This is a genomic window from Betaproteobacteria bacterium (genome assembly GCA_016720925.1).
Taxonomy (GTDB): Bacteria; Pseudomonadota; Gammaproteobacteria; order Burkholderiales; family Usitatibacteraceae; genus UKL13-2.
The window spans coordinates 133,492-150,476 of sequence record JADKJR010000007.1 but is presented as its reverse complement, the minus strand read 5'-3'; the positions used below and the strand labels follow the sequence as shown (position 1 = coordinate 150,476).

General features: G+C 58.1%; 16 protein-coding genes. 9 read left to right on the top strand and 7 right to left on the bottom strand.

The genetic code is table 11. The annotated features are described in order from the left end of the window. Nucleotides 1-99: 99 nt before the first annotated feature. From IPP88_12445 to IPP88_12425, 5 genes are all read left to right on the top strand, one after another. Nucleotides 100-498, top strand: coding sequence for a helix-turn-helix transcriptional regulator (locus tag IPP88_12445; protein ID MBL0123498.1), 399 nt, complete (start codon nt 100-102; stop codon nt 496-498). A 35-nt stretch (nt 499-533) separates the two neighbouring features. Then, nucleotides 534-722: a DUF2892 domain-containing protein gene (locus IPP88_12440; protein ID MBL0123497.1), complete on the top strand. Its 189-nt coding sequence runs from the start codon at nt 534-536 to the stop codon at nt 720-722. 269 nt (nt 723-991) lie between these two features. After that, entirely contained in the window at nt 992-2,188 is a 1,197-nt protein-coding gene (locus IPP88_12435) for an acyl-CoA dehydrogenase (GenBank protein ID MBL0123496.1), read from the top strand. A 20-nt stretch (nt 2,189-2,208) separates the two neighbouring features. Then, a complete protein-coding gene (locus IPP88_12430) occupies nt 2,209-2,646 on the top strand; it encodes a hotdog fold thioesterase (protein ID MBL0123495.1) in 438 nt (145 codons plus the stop codon). A gap of 4 nt (nt 2,647-2,650) precedes the next feature. Continuing rightward, on the top strand, nt 2,651-3,874 hold the full coding sequence (locus IPP88_12425; GenBank protein MBL0123494.1) for an MFS transporter: 1,224 nt from the start codon (nt 2,651-2,653) through the stop codon (nt 3,872-3,874). A 29-nt stretch (nt 3,875-3,903) separates the two neighbouring features. Here IPP88_12425 and IPP88_12420 read toward each other — a convergent pair whose 3' ends face one another. The 5 genes from IPP88_12420 to IPP88_12400 form a co-directional block, all read right to left on the bottom strand. Next, nucleotides 3,904-4,878 carry an NADPH:quinone oxidoreductase family protein gene (locus IPP88_12420; protein MBL0123493.1) on the bottom strand — a complete coding sequence of 325 codons (975 nt, stop codon included), beginning with the start codon at nt 4,876-4,878 and terminating at the stop codon, nt 3,904-3,906. 69 nt (nt 4,879-4,947) lie between these two features. Beyond that, entirely contained in the window at nt 4,948-5,415 is a 468-nt protein-coding gene (locus tag IPP88_12415) for a DUF1178 family protein (protein MBL0123492.1), read from the bottom strand. 190 nt (nt 5,416-5,605) lie between these two features. Continuing rightward, nucleotides 5,606-7,159, bottom strand: a complete 1,554-nt coding sequence (locus IPP88_12410; GenBank protein MBL0123491.1) for a malonyl-CoA synthase — start codon at nt 7,157-7,159, stop codon at nt 5,606-5,608. Nucleotides 7,160-7,181: 22 nt separating this feature from the next. Next, complete coding sequence (locus tag IPP88_12405; GenBank protein MBL0123490.1) at nt 7,182-7,556, bottom strand: hypothetical protein; 375 nt, start codon at nt 7,554-7,556, stop codon at nt 7,182-7,184. Then, nucleotides 7,501-8,409 (bottom strand): hypothetical protein, encoded by a 909-nt coding sequence (locus IPP88_12400; GenBank protein ID MBL0123489.1) that lies wholly within the window; start codon nt 8,407-8,409, stop codon nt 7,501-7,503. Before IPP88_12400 ends, IPP88_12405 begins: the two co-directional genes overlap by 56 nt. Before the next feature lie 177 nt (nt 8,410-8,586). Between IPP88_12400 and IPP88_12395 the strand changes: the two genes are divergently transcribed. The 3 genes from IPP88_12395 to IPP88_12385 all read left to right on the top strand — a co-directional run bounded on the left by IPP88_12395 (nt 8,587) and on the right by IPP88_12385 (nt 14,346). Further along, nucleotides 8,587-10,620, top strand: a complete 2,034-nt coding sequence (locus IPP88_12395; GenBank protein MBL0123488.1) for a site-specific recombinase — start codon at nt 8,587-8,589, stop codon at nt 10,618-10,620. 34 nt (nt 10,621-10,654) lie between these two features. After that, nucleotides 10,655-11,977, top strand: a complete 1,323-nt coding sequence (locus IPP88_12390; GenBank protein ID MBL0123487.1) for a malonyl-CoA decarboxylase family protein — start codon at nt 10,655-10,657, stop codon at nt 11,975-11,977. Nucleotides 11,978-12,096: 119 nt separating this feature from the next. Continuing rightward, complete coding sequence (locus IPP88_12385) at nt 12,097-14,346, top strand: patatin-like phospholipase family protein (protein MBL0123486.1); 2,250 nt, start codon at nt 12,097-12,099, stop codon at nt 14,344-14,346. A gap of 103 nt (nt 14,347-14,449) precedes the next feature. Here the strand turns inward: IPP88_12385 and IPP88_12380 are convergent, their stop codons facing one another. Beyond that, nucleotides 14,450-14,899 (bottom strand): CopD family protein, encoded by a 450-nt coding sequence (locus tag IPP88_12380; protein MBL0123485.1) that lies wholly within the window; start codon nt 14,897-14,899, stop codon nt 14,450-14,452. A 110-nt stretch (nt 14,900-15,009) separates the two neighbouring features. Between IPP88_12380 and IPP88_12375 the strand changes: the two genes are divergently transcribed. Then, the gene (locus tag IPP88_12375) at nt 15,010-15,555 is read left to right on the top strand and encodes a carboxymuconolactone decarboxylase family protein (protein MBL0123484.1); all 546 of its coding nucleotides are present in this window, start codon (nt 15,010-15,012) and stop codon (nt 15,553-15,555) included. A gap of 19 nt (nt 15,556-15,574) precedes the next feature. Here the strand turns inward: IPP88_12375 and lpdA are convergent, their stop codons facing one another. Then, on the bottom strand, nt 15,575-16,984 hold the full coding sequence (gene lpdA, locus IPP88_12370) for a dihydrolipoyl dehydrogenase (protein MBL0123483.1): 1,410 nt from the start codon (nt 16,982-16,984) through the stop codon (nt 15,575-15,577). Nucleotide 16,985: the final 1 nt, after the last annotated feature.

Here is a 16,985-nt window from a genome sequence, read left to right as displayed (position 1 = left end):
GTGGTTCCTTGGAAAATACTAAGCAATGTTTGAGCACGTCTTATTGAGCTATGCCAATGAATAATCATTATGCTTTTTCATATTATATTGACAATGCATATGTTTTTCAATATATTATTTGCAGCTGGTCCTATTGGAGCCAAAACCGTGACCTTTTCCACCATCAATATAGATCTGGAATCCATGCGCGCCTCCGCCTCGCGCACATGCGGGATGCTGAAAACCCTGTCGAATCCGGACCGCCTGCTATTGCTCTGCCAGATCTCGCAGGGCGAACGCTGCGTGGGCGAGCTTGAGGCGGCGCTGGACATTCACCAGCCTACGCTTTCCCAGCAACTATGCGTGCTGCGCGATGAAGGGCTCGTCACCACCCGGCGTGACGGCAAACGAATCTACTACTCCATGGCAAGCAAGGAAGCGCTGGCGGTGATGCAAGTCCTCTACGACCAATTTTGCGGCTCCGGGGCCACGCGCGCAAAAACGACGCGCACCAAGTAGCGCAAGCCAGATTTTTCAACCCGAAGGAAACGATGATGAAAACCAACGTAGGAACCATTGACCGTGTTATTCGCCTCACCGCGGGCGTCGTGCTGATTGGCCTGACCTTGACCGGAACGATCGGCATGTGGGGATGGATCGGCGTCGTGCCGCTCGCAACGTCGCTATTTGGCTACTGCCCGGCCTATCCGCTGCTCGGCATGAATACCTGCAAGAAACAATAAGTACGTACTTGGATTGATCTAGCAAGCAAACTCATTGACTGGCGCGGTGTTTCAGGGCTTTTCGGCCTGGGACGCTCGCCAGTGCTTGTGTTTTTTGGTCTGCAGCGCATTCGCCAGAGATGACAACCGCTGAATCAGCGATCAATTCGCAGCGCCAGGTTTCCGCGCGGCGCGGGCATCCAGGCCCACCGTAACGAATTTCGGCGGGGCCATGGCCGCCGCTTTCAACGGCGTAAAATGAGCGTTCCTCCCGTTCACTCAGCCCCGCCATGAAACCCAACGATCTCAAGCCCCAATTCAAATGGGAAGACGCCTTCCTCCTCGATGACCAATTGACTGACGAGGAGCGCATGGTGCGCGATTCCGCGCAGTCCTATTGCCAGGGAAAACTGATGCCCCGCGTGCTGAAGGCCAATCGCGAGGAAAAATTCGATCGCGAGATCATGAACGAAATGGGCGCGTTGGGGTTTCTTGGCTCGACCATCGATGGTTATGGCTGCGCGGGGGTGAACCACGTCTGCTACGGGCTCATCGCACGCGAAGTGGAACGCGTCGATTCGGGATATCGATCAGCAATGAGCGTGCAATCCTCGCTCGTGATGCATCCGATCCATGCGTATGGCAATGATGCGCAACGCGAAAAATGGCTACCAAAACTGGCGACCGGTGAACTCGTCGGCTGCTTTGGCCTGACCGAACCCAACGCCGGCTCCGATCCAGGCTCGATGACGACACACGCAAAGAAAGTGCCGGGCGGATATCAGTTGCACGGCGCCAAAATGTGGATCACCAACTCACCGGTTTCTGACATTTTCGTCGTGTGGGCAAAAGACACTTCGGACGGCGATGCCATCCGCGGATTCGTGCTGGAAAAAGGCATGAAAGGCTTATCGGCACCCAAGATCGAAGGCAAGTTCTCGCTACGCGCGTCGATCACAGGTGAAATCGTGATGGATGAGGTGTTTGTGCCGGAAGAAAATCTGCTGCCGAATGTGAAGGGTCTCAAAGGCCCGTTTGGCTGCCTGAACAAGGCGCGCTACGGAATATCCTGGGGCGCACTCGGCGCGGCAGAGTTCTGCTGGCACGCCGCGCGGCAGTACACGCTCGATCGCACCATGTTCGGCAAGCCGCTGGCGGCCACGCAATTGATCCAGAAGAAGCTGGCCGATATGCAGACCGAAATCACTTTGGCTTTGCAAGGCGCGTTACGCGTCGGACGATTGCTCGACGAAGGCCGCGCCACGCCCGAAATGATTTCGCTGATTAAGCGCAATTCCTGCGGCAAATCCCTGGACATTGCCCGCATGGCGCGGGACATGCACGGTGGCAACGGCGTCGCTGACGAGTATCACGTGATTCGCCACATGATGAACCTTGAGGCGGTGAACACTTACGAAGGAACGCATGACGTGCACGCGCTTATTCTTGGACGTGCGCAAACCGGCCTCAATGCATTCGGATCCTAGGCACAGGAACAACACTTCACATGAATGACACCATCTGGTTTTTTCGCCCGCCGCTTGAACAGCTCAATCAAACCGCCGACACGATGCTCAGCCGGCTTGGCATCGAGTTCACCGAGATCGGAAACGATTACGTCACTGCCCGCATGCCGGTCGATCACCGCACGCACCAGCCTTACGGTTTGCTGCACGGCGGGGCTTCGGTGACCCTGGCAGAGACCCTCGGCAGCACCGGCGCCTACCTGTGCGTCGATCCCGAGCGATTTCTCGTGGTCGGCCTCGAGATCAACGCGAACCATGTGCGTGGTGTTCGCGAGGGATGGGTAACCGGTACGGCGCGTCCGCTGCATCGCGGCAAGACTACGCAACTCTGGGAAATCAAGATCATCGACGACGCCGGCAAACTGGTCTGCGTATCGCGCATCACGATGGCGATACTTGAGAAGAAGCCCGCTGCTTGAATCCATGAAGCAGACCGTGGTGGCGCTGTTTGCGCCTTACCGCACTTTCCTGCGACAGCCTGATATTCCCGCGATGATCGCAACCGCATGGCTGTCGCGCATGCCGGTCGCCATGAATGGTCTCGCCATGCTTTTGTTTCTGCGCGAAATCCTGGGGAATTTCAAGGTTGCCGGCTCGATTGTCGGCACGTTCTTCGTGGCAATGGCCGTGGCGGCACCGATCCTGGGCCGGCTCATCGACCGTATCGGCCCGCGCGCGCCACTCGTGATCACGGGAATTCTCCATCCCCTGGCGATGATCGGCCTCTTCCTGGCGACGACCAATGGCGCGAGTGTGCCGGTATTGGTCGCCGCCGCGGGCGCCTGCGGAATCTTTGCGCCACCGGTCACCATTCTTACCCGCACAACATGGCGCCATCGCTTCAAAGAAGACCATGACCGGAAGATGGCCTATTCGATCGATTCCATCATGATCGAGATTAACTTCACCGTTGGGCCGCTGGTGGTGGCAACCATCGTTGCCGCGTCAAATGCGCGTGTCGCATTGGCCACTGTCATCAGCATTTCTGTCTGTGCGGTTTTGATCTTTTTCGCCTCGCCCATCCTCAAGTATTGGAAGCAGGAACCACCGGCAGAACGTCACCTGCTGGGGCCGCTCACCGACTTCCGTCTCGTGGCGCTGCTCGGCCTGACTTTTGGCCTGACCTTCTGCTTTGGATTACTGGAAGTTGGCTATCCAGCCTACGCGACGTCCCTGCAATGGGTCGCATTTGGCGGCATTCTGCTGGCGCTCAATGCGACTGGCAGCGCAGTGGGCGGATTCATCTACGGCGCGCTGCATTTGTCGATATCCCTTGAACGGCAGTTCACGATTTCGCTGGCGATCATGTCGATTCCGCTATTCCTGCACGGCGTCGTTGATCAACATGTGCTGTTCGCGATTGTGGCTTTTTTCGCCGGCGTCTGCATTGCCCCGGCTCTCACCGCGCAGACATTGTTGATCACGCAAATTGCGCCAATGAAATATGCCACCGAAGCATTCACCTGGTCGTCAACATTCATTGTCACGGGTATTGGTGTCGGCATGGCAACCGGTGGCGCGATCGCGGAGAGCTATTACATCAAGGCACCGTTTCTGCTTGCCGGCGGCGCGATTGCATTGATGTCGTTGCTATCGCTAATGATGAAGCCTTCAGAATGGCGCGACCGCGGGAAGGGAGTAGCGTAGCCGCCTTCCATCTGTGTGCATCCAAGCGACTAGGGAACCACCACCACCTTGCCGACCACCTTGCGCGCGGCAATATCCATCAGCGCATGTGGCGCTTCGTCCAACCGGTAAGTTCGAGAGATTAGCGGCTTCAGCGTGCCCTCGCGAATCCAGCCAAACATTTCCGCCATGCCCTTTTGATTATTCGCCGGTTCGCGCTTGGCGAATTCGCCCCAGAATACACCGACCAATGACGCCCCTTTAAGTAGCGCCAGATTCAGCGGCAAGGCCGGAATTTCGCCATCGGCGAAGCCCACGACCAGATAGCGCCCACGCCAGGCAATGGAACGAAAACAGGGCTCGGCAAATTTTCCGCCAACCGGATCGTAAATGACATCCGGGCCATTCTTGCCGCATTCACGTTTGATCGCTTCGCGAATGTCACCACTCGCGTAGTTGATCAACGCATCCGCGCCATGCTGTTTGCAGATGTCGAGTTTCTCGTCGGTCGACGCGCAGGCCACGACGCGGGCACCCAGCGCTTTGCCAATCTCTACCGCCGCCAGGCCAACGCCACCGGCGGCGCCTAGCACGAGCATGGTCTCACCCGCCTGCAACGCGGCACGGTCCCTCACGGCATGCCATGAGGTGCCGTAGGCAAGCGAGAATACCGCCGCGCGCTCGTAAGGAACGCCTGGTGGCATAGGCATCGTTGCTGCCGCCGGCGCAATGGCCTCCTCGGCAAATCCACCAATACCGCAAAGGCTGACGACGCGATCGCCTGCCTTGAGGTGGTTAACGCCCTCACCGACGGAAATGACTTCGCCCGCAATCTCCGCGCCGGGAGAAAACGGCAGCGGCGGTTGCAGCTGGTACTTCTTCTGGATGATCAGCACGTCGGGGAAATTGACGCCGGCGGCGTGCACCCGAATTTTGACTTCGCCGGGCCCGGGCTCCGGCGAGGCGATATCTTCAATGGCCAGCGTTTCCGGCCCGCCCCATTGGCTGCATACGACTGCTCTCATGTGTTTGTGCCCCGCATTGATGTTTACCGCGAAACGTTAACACATGGACGCGCGCAATCGTTACCGCCGTTACTGCAGTCCTTCGTCGAGTAATATCCCCGGCGGCAATTGCACGGTTTCAATACCTTCTTCATGCAATTCGATCGCTTCATCGCGCGATACGCGACCGCGAATATTGCGATGAGATTCTTCGCCGTAATGCATCTTGCGCGCGGTCTCGGCAAAAGCACCGCCGACATTCTCGGTATTGGCGCGCACGAACGACTTGAACTGCTGCAGCATGTGTTCCTGCAAGCCAGGCATCACGGAGGCGGCCATGACTTCCTTTGGGCCTGCAGGCAAGCGGCTATGGTTCAGCGCAATTTCCGTGGCGCCGGTATTAATGCGCGGCGCGGAAAGCTGCTTGACGATATGCGCATCGCCGCAGAAAGGACACTCGACCAGCCCGGCCTTGGCCTGGCGGTCAAAATCCTCCGCCGAACGGAACCAGCCGTCAAATGTGTGTTCCTGTTCGCAGGAGAGATTGAAAACAATCATGAATTTATTCTGTCAGGTTGCGGATGAAACTTCTATGAGAAAAATCACGTCGCGGCGAAAAATATCGCGTTTCTTGCCGAAATGCCTCATGTTTCCAAGTAAATCGGCACTTTGCCGGGAAAAACAAGGCTTGCGAAAATATTTCGTTCACGCCCTTGGGTCAAATCTATCCCACGCCCATGTAACGCCCTTACGCGGAAAACGTGGACACGTAACGCTTTCGCAGTTCGTTTTTCTGCACCTTTCCCATGGCATTGCGTGGCAGGTCCTCCACAAAAAACACACGCTTGGGCACCTTGAATGCCGCCAATTTGCCCTTCAATGCGGCGATAAGCCCCGCTTCGCTCAAATCGGCACCTGCAGGAGTTCTCACGACCACCGCTGCGACCGCCTCGCCGAAATCTGCGTGCGGCAGCCCAATGACCGCACTTTCGGCCACGCCACTCATTTCATCAATCAGCAGCTCAATTTCTTTTGGATAAACGTTGTAACCGCCCGAAATCACCAGGTCCTTCGAACGGCCAACAATCGTCACGTAACCGTCGGCGTCGATCTTGCCGACATCACCGGTTTTGAAGTAGCCATCGGTCGTGAATTCTTCCTGATTCTTCTCCGGCAGGCGCCAGTAGCCCGGCAGCACGTTATCGCCCTTCACCTGCAAATGGCCAATGGCATCCGCCACGCATGCCCTGCCCTCATCGTCGACCACCCGCACCGCCACACCTGGAAGCGGCAAGCCGACGGTGCCGCCCCGCCGAGCTTCCTCATGACCCAATAGCGGGTTGGACGTGATCATGCCGGTTTCCGTCATGCCGTAACGCTCAAGAATGGTGTGGCCGGTACGTTCCCGGAACTCGTGAAAGGTTTCCGCCAGCAGTGGTGCGGAGCCGGAAATGAACAGGCGAATTTTTTGGCAGATTTCTTTCGTAAATGACGGCTCTGCCAGCAAGCGCACATACATCGTCGGCACGCCCATGAAAACCGTTGCGCGCGGCAATGCGTCCGTCGCTGCCTTGGCATCGAACTTCGCGTGAAATATCATCTTGCTGCCGTTGAGCAACGCGGTATGGCAAGCGACAAACAAGCCGTGGACATGGAATAGCGGGAGTGCATGCAGTAGCACGTCGCCAGGCCGAAAGCCCCAGAACTGATGCAGCGTGATCGCGTTGGATGACAGATTCTTGTGCGTAATCATGGCGCCCTTACTGCGCCCGGTCGTGCCCGACGTATATAGAATCGCTGCCAGATCACCCGCGTCGCGCGCGGCAATCTCAAGCATCGGCGCGGTTCCCGAGGCACTTTTGCTCCAAAATCGGCTACCAGAGCCACTCTGCGTATTTTCATCCTCTGCCGGCAATATGAATTGATGCGCAATACCGCGCTTGTCGCAAATAGCCGTCGCCCATGCTGATGACTTCGGCTGATGCACAAAAATTTTCGGTTCGGCATCACCCAAGAAATAGTCGACCTCACCTTCCTGGTATGCGCTGTTGAGCGGTAAATAGACCGCACCGGCCTTCAGGCAGGCCAGATACAGGAACAGGGCTTCGGGAGATTTTTCGACCTGCACGGCAACCCGATCGCCCGGCACGACCCCGAGCAATTTGATAAGCCCGGCATAGCTCGCCGTGATGCTTTCGAGCTCAGCGTACGAATAGATTCGACCGCCAGCAGTCTCAATGGCGGACTGGGAACGATCCGAGGGGAATCGCGACTGAAACAGCGCGTAGAGATTTTCGTTCATGGTTTCCTGTACAACAGCGTGACTATGCAAGCCCCAGTTTTATTTCCTGCTCGGCAACGTGCGCGGCCTGATATTCCTTGAAATCATACTTTTGCGTTTCGCCACCACCCAGAATGCTGGCAATCGCCTTGCCCGGCAATAGCTGGATTTCCGCGCCGTAAAGGAGATTCACCTGTGCAGCGGGCGCGCACAAAGCAACGTACACGCCACCGCCGATTTTTCCCAGCACCGTGGTCTCAATTCGCGTCCCGGCTTGGCCAAGCGCGTAGAGCGCGGTGGCAAGATCGGCAAGATACATGGAGAGCATGATGCGTTCATCGTCGAGCGTGGTTGCATGCGATTCACAATCGACCAGAAAATGCAGTGTTTGCGGCACTCGCGGCGGCGAGCGATACATTTTCCAGATCAGGCTGGCGAGTGTCCACGCGCGCCGCACCGAGCAATTTTCCGCCGGTCAACCCGACGACTGACACCGGTAACCCCGCTTGGAGTGCTTCACCCACCAGTACGCCGGCTTGTTCATGTATCGCATAACCTTGCGGATACAGCTTGTCCAGATCCTTGCGTACAATTTTTTCCGGTGCCGCGATGCCAACACCTTTACCTGCTTGAGCGAGACGAACACCAAGTTCCACATGGCGCTCGGCGCTCGACATGGCGACTGGCGAGATTTCAATGGCGGATGTTGGCGAGAGCGCCACGTTACCAAGCGACAACTTCGCTCGCGCCTGCGCGCCAATACTCGCGTGCGACATCGCCTGGAACGCCTCATCGAGCACTGACGCGCCGGCCGTCTGCGCAAGTATTGCGGGGCCGGACATCGCGAGACGGGAATTGCGCGAGTAATAGCGCGTTCCTGCGAGACTGGCCAACAAGCTTGCCGCGCCATAGCAGTGGGCCCCACAAACAGCCGCCGTCGGCGCACCTGACTCAGCCAACGCGAGCGCCGCGCGAAACAATTGCCTGAATGCGCCCAGTACCGGCAATCCTTCCGATACTTTCACACCCGCGGAATCCAGATACATCACCATCGGAATTTTATTCGCCGCAACCACCCTGAACAGGCTCGCGAGCTTGCTGCACTCTTTCGCACCGATTGCGCCGCTGGCGATTTTGTTTTCAACGATGGCAACGTGCAGAGGATTGCCGCGCAGCCGGCCTCGTCCGAGCGTCAAATTGCCGACCGGCTCGGCGGCGGCCTGAAAATCGAGTTGAGCTTTTAGCTGAGCGAGCGATTCCTGGGCAAGCATCGGTAGCGACAATGAAAAATTGCGGGTGTTGTATATGGGAACAATTATATCCGGCGCGCGTCAAAGCACTGCTGCCAAGTGTCTCCAATAGCCGACAAAAAATAAGTTTGAAACGCCGGTCAAAGGGTTCATTCATGCCCGATACAATGAATACCGGCACTTCTATCGTCTGACCACGTGACTTCAAACAACGCTTCCCACCTCGCCATCATTGCGGCGCTCCGTGCCATGTCGGATGAAAACGCCGACCCGCTCGCCCAATGCATTGACCTTGTCGATGCGTTGCGCCCGGCCAATGCTGAAAACACGCTACTGGCCACCGCCCGTTTTACCGCACTTTGCGAACTGATCGAACTCGATGAATCGCTCCGCACTGCCCTGCGCAACCGCCTGCTCGCGTTGTTTTCCGGACGCAAGCACGCCAGTTTTTTCGCCGACGCCGGCATCCTTCCCAACACCGGATTCTTTTCAGAATTGTGGCGCCGTATCGTGCAGCGTGTATTTCCCGCCATCACCGATCCTGCCTATCTCAGGGATTGCGTCAACCTTATTTTTCACCGCCTCGATGATCACGTCTGGCTCGACGGCGTTCCCACGGAATTGAAGCAACGCTTCTGGCATGCGCTGCATATGACCGAAGGCCACGATGAAAAAGTGCTGCTGGAGTCGTTTTCGCAAATGCTCGACGCCGGTGATATCCTCGCGATCCGCATCGGCGCAATGGGACTGGAACCGGAACTGGTACGGCTATATCCACGCATCGAGGAGCGCGATTCACCATTTCTGGCACTCGCCGCGGAGGCACAGCAATTTGCGTCCGCCTATCGGCATTATCTGGGCGGCGGCGAAACACCCGCCGAAGATGAGCGTCAGCTTCACGTCCTGATCGATCAATGCCGTGACGTGATTGTGCGGATTCGCAGCCGTGCCGCAAGCGTCGGTACCAGCCTCGCCCTCACGTTTCTATTGCGCCGGCTTGAGCAGAGTCTGCGCCGGCTCGAACTGCTTGTCAGTATTCTGGCTGCCCGTCACGAGTCTTCGCACTCGCCTGTTGTCGATCATGCCGATGCGGCGCTAGTGGCGCTTTGGGTGGAGTTTCTAGGGCACGCGATCCATGGCGAAGGGTTGCGTCAGGGGATCCGCGGACACATCAGCCGTACCATCGGCATGCTGGCACTGCGTGTGACCGACAACGCCAGTCGCGCGGGTGAGCACTATATCGTCGCAGGTCGCGACGAATATTTCTGGATGTGGCGCTCGGCCATGTGTGCCGGATTCGTCGTCGGTTTCATGGCGCTGATCAAAATCTACTCTTCCCAGGCGACGCTGCCACCGTTGGGCTATGCGCTGGCGTACAGCATGAATTACTCGCTCGGCTTCATGCTGATCCATGTATTGCACTGGACGCTTGCCACCAAGCAGCCCGCCATGACCGCGTCCACCATTGCGGGCGTCATCAGTGAAATACGCGGTCGCATGCGAGACGTGGAAAAACTCGCCACGCTCATCGTTGACGTGCTGCGCAGCCAGTTTGCCGCCATTGCCGGCAATGTCCTCGTGGCGATACCCACAGCGATGCTGCTTTCGTTCACTATCGGCAAGATGACCGGTGAGCCGATCATGAGTCCGGAAAAGGCCCATCATCTACTGCACCAGCTATCCCCCATCGATAGCCTCGGCCTGTTCCACGCGGCCATTGCCGGCCTGTGCCTGTTCCTCGGTGGGTTGATTTCCGGCTATTACGACAATCTTGCGGCTTATGAACGTATTCGCGAACGCATCGAACATACAAAGTGGCTGCGTGCCATGCTAGGTGTGACGCGACTCAAACGCTTCGCCGCGTATATGGATGACAACCTTGGGGCGCTTGCGGGCAATTTTTTTCTCGGCGTCATGCTCGCCATGGTTGGTACGATCGGTTTCCTGACCGGCTTGCCGATCGACGTCATGCACGTAACTCTGTCGTCCGCCAATTTCGGACTGGCGATGGCATCACTCGATTTCACTGTCGATGGCGCGGTTCTCGCGAAGAGCATTATCGGCATCGCGCTTGTCGGCTTCATCAACCTCACCATCAGTTTTTCACTGGCCTTGTGGGTCGCATTGCGAGCGCGCGGAGTCGGGTTTGGGCAGACGGGAATGCTGGCTTCAATATTGTTTACCCGGCTGCGGACCGATTGGCGACAATTCTTCTGGCCTCGGGCAAACTAACGAATCACGCGAGCAAGGTGCCACCATGACCTCCATGCTGAACTCCATCAAGGGCATACGCGACAAGGCGCTTCGCCTGAGGCGCGACGGCCTGAAAATCCGCAGGCTGGTGCAGGCGTGCGAGCAATTGTTGTCAGAACGCGGCGAAGCCTCCGGCGTATCGCTGGCGCAGGACACACTGGCTTTGTATCTGGAACTGTCCAAGGAGGATCAGGTAGCTTTCTTTCAGTCGTTGAAAGCCGAATTTTCGCCCGACCCGCACGAGGTATTGGATGCAGCCCGGTCCTATGCGGAGTCACCCGACAGCCGGCATCTCGCCGCCCTCACCCGCGCGGCCGAGCCGCCGCGACAGGAATTGCTGCGTCGGCTGAATCGCGCACCCGGTGGAACGCGCGCCATCGTCAACATGCGCGAGCGGCTGCTCGATGCACTGCCGAAGGACCCCGAACTCCGGCAAGTCGATGACGATTTCCACCATCTGCTGCAATCCTGGTTCAATCCAGGTTTCCTGCATATCGTCCGCGTGGACTGGAATACACGAGCAACGTTGCTTGAACAACTCATCCGCCACGAGGCTGTTCATGAAATCCGCGGCTGGAACGATCTGCGCCGCCGTCTGCAGGATGATCGGCGCTGCTTCGCATTCTTTCATCCTGCCCTGCCGGATGAGCCGCTGATTTTTGTCGAGGTGGCGCTTTTGGCCGAGATGCCAGCCGCTATCGAGCCGCTAATCAGCATTGACAGCGAACCGAAGGGGTCGAAAGATTTTCAGCTCGCGGCGTTCTATAGCATCAGCAATTGCCAGCCGGGACTCCGCGGCGTGTCCCTTGGAAATTTCCTGATCAAACAGGTGGCGGGCATGCTGGCCGCCGAGTTCCCGCGCGTGAAACGATTTTGCACGCTATCGCCGATTCCCGGCTTTCGCGACTGGCTGCGCCGCACGCTGGCAACGCCTGAACATTTGGGCGCAATGCCCGAAAGCCTGCGGCAAAGCCTCGAATGCGTGCAGCGCACGATGGGCCCACTGCTGGATAGAGGCATCACGGAGCTGCGCGCGGCGACACGTCCCCGCGAAAAATGCGCCAAGGACCTCGAGCGACTGTGTGCGGCTTATCTGCTCGGCGTCGGCGAACCCGATGGCGTGACGCGAGACAGCGTTGCGCGCTTTCACCTGAACAACGGCGCGCGTATGGACCGGATTAATTTCGCCGGTGACCTCTCCGATAACGGCCTGAAACAATCGCTCGGCATGATGGTTAATTACATCTACGACCTGAAGACCATTGATCACAACCACGAGCGGTTTGTCACCGGGAAGACGGAAGCGTCGAAGCAGGTGCGTGGACTGATTGCCTAGGCAGAGATACAGAAAGTACCGCGCCCATAATTCGTTTCAGGGCAAAGGAAAACGCGAATTCGGCAACATCGGTGCCTTGCGGCGCCTAACACGGTTGCATCAACGATGAGAGACGTGAAATGAACTTTCGATTCCGTTTTGTCCCGGCCATTGCCGTCGCGTGGCTGGCCACTGCTGCCATGCTCCCTGAAGCCGCTATCTCGGCCGGCGCTAACGAATCCTCCGGCTCAGCTGGCGGCGCGAAACGGCCGAAAATCTGCCTGGTACTCTCCGGTGGCGGTGCGCGTGGCGCGGCGCATCTCGGCGTAATCAAGGTATTGGAGGAATACCGCGTGCCAATAAGCTGCATCGCCGGCACCAGCATGGGCGCGCTGTTTGGTGCTGCCTACGCGACGGGTATGACCGTCCCGGAAATGCAGAAAATCATAGGCGCACTCAATACCGAGGTGCTGTTCAAGGAGAGGCCCCCGCGTGCTGAATTGTCCATGCGTCGCAAACAGGATGACTACAACTTTTTCATTGGCCCCGAGATAGGCGTGGGTCAGGGCGAACTGACCATCGGCAAGGGCCTCGTGACCGGTGTACAGCTTGAGACGGTCTTGCGCGGACTTTCGAAGGCGCATGGCTTCCACCACTTCGATGCACTGCCCATTCCGTTTCGCGCCGTCGCGACCAACCTGGTGACGGGCAAGCCCGTCGTTTTCAGCGCGGGAGAACTTGCCAATGTCATGCGCGCCAGCATGTCGGTGCCAGGGGCGATCGCGCCGGCGGAATACGGCGGAATGATGCTGGTTGACGGCATGCTCACCAGCAATTTGCCGGTGGAAACCGCGCGCGCGATGGGCGCCGACATCATCATCGCCGTCAACGCGGGCACGCCGCTGCTGAAACGCGAACAGCTGACCGGCATTCTCGGCGTGGCCGGGCAAATGTTCAACATCCTGACCGAGCAGAATGTCCAGGCTTCGCTTGCCCTGCTGAAACCCACCGATATCCTGATCTCACCTGAAATGGAGGACATCTCCACGGCGGATTTCGATCACCTGGAGAAGATTGCCCCTTTCGGCGAGGCGGCGGCCCGCCAGCTGGGGGAACGACTCGCCCAACTCTCGCTCCCACCCGGCGAGTATGCCGCGCTGCGCGCGAGCCAGACGAATGCCATTGCGACCGACTTGCGGCCTGCCGATGAAATCCGGTTTGAAAAAATGCAGCGCGTGAACCCTCAAACAGCAAAGGCGCTCATGCTGACCCAAGCGGGCCAGCCGATCGACCAGCAAACGCTCAATCGCGATATGCGCCATCTCTATGGCACAGGGTATTTTGAGCATGTGAATTATCGATTCATTGAAGAAGCGGGCAAACGCGTGCTGACGGTCAATGCAATCGAGAAAACGTGGGGGCCCGACACCATACGACTAGGCCTGGGACTGTCCACCGACTTCACGCCCGATGCCTACTTCAACATCATCGGCAGCTATCGAAAATCGTGGATTAATTCGCTCGGTGCGGAGTGGCGAACCGACCTCCAGTTCGGCCGCACGTCCAGCCTTTTGAGCGAGTTCTACCAGCCGCTCAATGCTGAGGGTATCTTTTTCGTTGCGCCACACGTGGCGCTTGAGCGTCGAGGCGCCAATCTCTATCAGGGGGATCAGGTTGTTGCCCGCTACGATACGACATCCGACCTTGTTGGCGTGGACATTGGCAGCCAGTTCAAACGCTATGGCGAGATGCGGATCGGCTTGGTACGAGGCGTATTCAAGCCAAAGCTTGTCACCGGGACGGAAAATCTGTCTCCCGGCCCATCCCATATTTCACAAGGCGCACTAACGGCCCGGCTCGTGTTCGATCAGGTCGACAGCGCCTATTTCCCCCGCTCGGGCTGGCGAGGAGGCCTGAGCCTGTTTCATTCCAATACGCGGCTCGGCGCGGACAATGGATATACGAAGTGGGATACCGATGGGAGTGCATCGTTTTCGTTCGGCGAACATACGCTCAACCTGAGCGCCAAAATCGGCGGCAAAGTTGGCGCCAATCCCTTGCCACGTCATGATCAATTCCAGTGGGGCGGTTTCCTGCAGCAATCCGGCTATCGCACTGGCCAGCTCTATGGAGAAAAGCTGGTGTTCGGGCGTGCACTGTATTACCAGCGGATTTTTCGCGGTGGCTTTTTCGAAGGTGCATATGGCGGCATGTCGCTTGAACTCGGCAAGGTCGGTAATCCGCTGGTGACAGGAAGCCCGGATGGACTGCTGAAATCCGCCAGCATCTTCGTCGCCGCGGACAGTCCAATCGGTCCCGCGTACCTCGGCTACGGGCGCGCACAGGATGGTGCCAACAGTTTCTATTTCTATCTGGGCAAGCCGTTCTAGCGCCATGTAACAATGATCGCTGAAAACATTAAAACCTAGCACTGGCGCGGCTTACAAGCCAATAATGCTCGTAAAGCCTCGCCAGTCCTGGTGTTTTGGCAATTTATCGACCGAGGAACAGCATCGCCACGATGCCGAAGCCGATACCCATGTTGACGACCACCAGCAGTCGAATCTGGTCCAGCTGCTTGGCTGCTCCCGGCCAATCGGCCACCGCCACGCACCTCGACAGGCGCTTGTATGGCCCAAAGCGAATATGTCCGAAAATCGCCATCATCAACACACCCAGTCCGAACATGATGTGCCACACGAATGGAGCGAATTTCATGCCGACCATCAGCATCATCGTGAGGCCCGAGACGAGTACAACCACCACCGCGATCACAACGATATTGAAGAATCGCGTCAATGCCGCATGCATCAGCGGAATGCGCTGCGGTATCGCAAGCAGTTCAATGGCGGCGGGCCGCAGGCAGAAATGTGCAAACACCATGCCGCCGAGCCAGATAACGATGGCGGCAGTGTGCAACATCAGCATGATCTTGTAGGTCATTTGGCGGCATTCCTCAATTGCACTGATTTCATTCGCGTATGCGTTGTATCACCACGCACAATTCCCGGCATGCTACGCTAATTGTTCCCTTCCACAATGAAGATTCTCAAATGCCAACCGTTCCTTACATCACCGATCAAGACATCGACAACCAGAAAGTTCCCGCCGAGCTGATGGCGGCCATTCGTGCGCGTCGCGCCGGCGGCAAGCTGCTGAACCTCGATCGCATGTTATTGAACAGCCCGCCGATTGCGCGCGGCTGGAATACCTTCATGGGGTCGATCCGGCGCGAGCTGAAAGTGTCGCCGATCCTGCGCGAACTCGCCATTTGCGCCATCGCGCGATTGAATCGCGCGGACTACGAACTACTGCAGCATGCACCGGAATTCCTGGCGGCGGGTGGCACGCAATCGCAACTCGATGCGCTGGACGCGATCGATACCGCGCATCTCAATACATCCGTCTTTAGCCAGGCAGAAATCACAACGCTGAAACTTGCCCGCGAGATGTCGCTGAATATTGAAGTCAGCGCGGCGACACTGGATGAGTTACGCGCGCTATTGCCCAACGAGCAGGTGGTGGAGATTGTCGGCACGATCGCCGCCTATAACATGGTGTCGCGGTTTCTGGTGGCGCTGGATATAGGCCCGGAATGAAGTTATGGATGCGTGCGCCTTAAATATGCACCGCGTGGCCCAGCGCGCGCATCGCGGCTTCCTGCACGGCCTCGCCGAGCGTTGGATGGGCGTGAATGGTACCTGCGACGTCCTCCAGGCAGGCGCCCATCTCCATCGAGTGTGAAAACGCCGTGCTCAGCTCCGACACGCCCTTGCCAACCGCCTGCCAGCCGACAATGAGGTGATTGTCACGCCGGGCCACCACGCGCACAAATCCGTCGCTTGATTCGAGCGTCATGGCACGTCCGTTTGCGGCAAAGGGGAAGCTGGCGTGGATACAGTCAAGCCCTGCTACCACAGCCTGCTGCGGCATCAGCCCGACCACCACCAGCTCGGGATCCGTAAAGCAGACCGCCGCGATGGCAACCGGTGTAAAGTGCCGCCGCTCGCCGGAAATAATCTCCGCAACCATCTCGCCCTGCGCCATGGCGCGGTGCGCGAGCATGGGTTCGCCCGTCAGGTCACCAATGGCCCAGACATTGCGCATGGACGTCCGGCATTGATCGTCGATGCCCAACGCGCGACCTTTCATGTCCAGCATCAGGCTTTCCAGCCCGAAGCCTTGCGTGCGCGGCGCGCGACCGATGGCCACCAGCAACTGGTCGGCTGGCAGGTCGGACTCTTCCCCTTTTGAATTTGTTATCCGAACGGCATCTCCCGCTGCATTGAAACCCGCCACCTTGCAGCCAAGGTGGAGTTGCAGCCCGAGCCGGCGCATTGAAGCGGCAACCGGCTTGGCCAACTCGTCGTCGTACGCGGGCAAAATGCGATCCAGCGCCTCCACTACCGCCACTTCCGCGCCGAGCTTGCGGTAGGCAATACCGAGTTCAAGACCGATGTAGCCTGCACCTACCACCACCAATCGCTTTGGCAGCACCGTGGGCGATAAGGCTTGCGTCGAAGAGACAATACGACTGCCAAACGGCATGCCGGGCAGGGCAATTTCCTGCGAACCCGTCGCGAGCAGCAGGTGGTCACACGAAATACGCACGTTGGCGGTGTCTGCCACCTGACCTTTTTGAACCACCTCAACCGTCTTGCCGTCGACAATGCGTGCCCAGCCCATGATGACCTTGACGCCATGCTTTTTGAGCAAGGCCGCCACACCGTGCGTCAGCCGATCAACAATGCCATCTTTCCATCGAACGGTTTGTGCGACGTCGATGCGCGGTGAATCAACGTGAATGCCAATTGGCGAATCACCCGCGAAGGCGCAAGCATCATGAAACGCGCTGCTGGCGTGAATCAACGCTTTCGATGGAATGCAGCCGATGTTCAGGCAGGTTCCGCCCAAGTGCTCGGCTTCCACCAGGGTCGTCGCCACACCGAGCTGCGCGGCGCGAATCGCGGCCACGTAACCACCGGGACCGCCGCCGATGATGAGCAGGGTTGTTTGTTGTATGTCCATT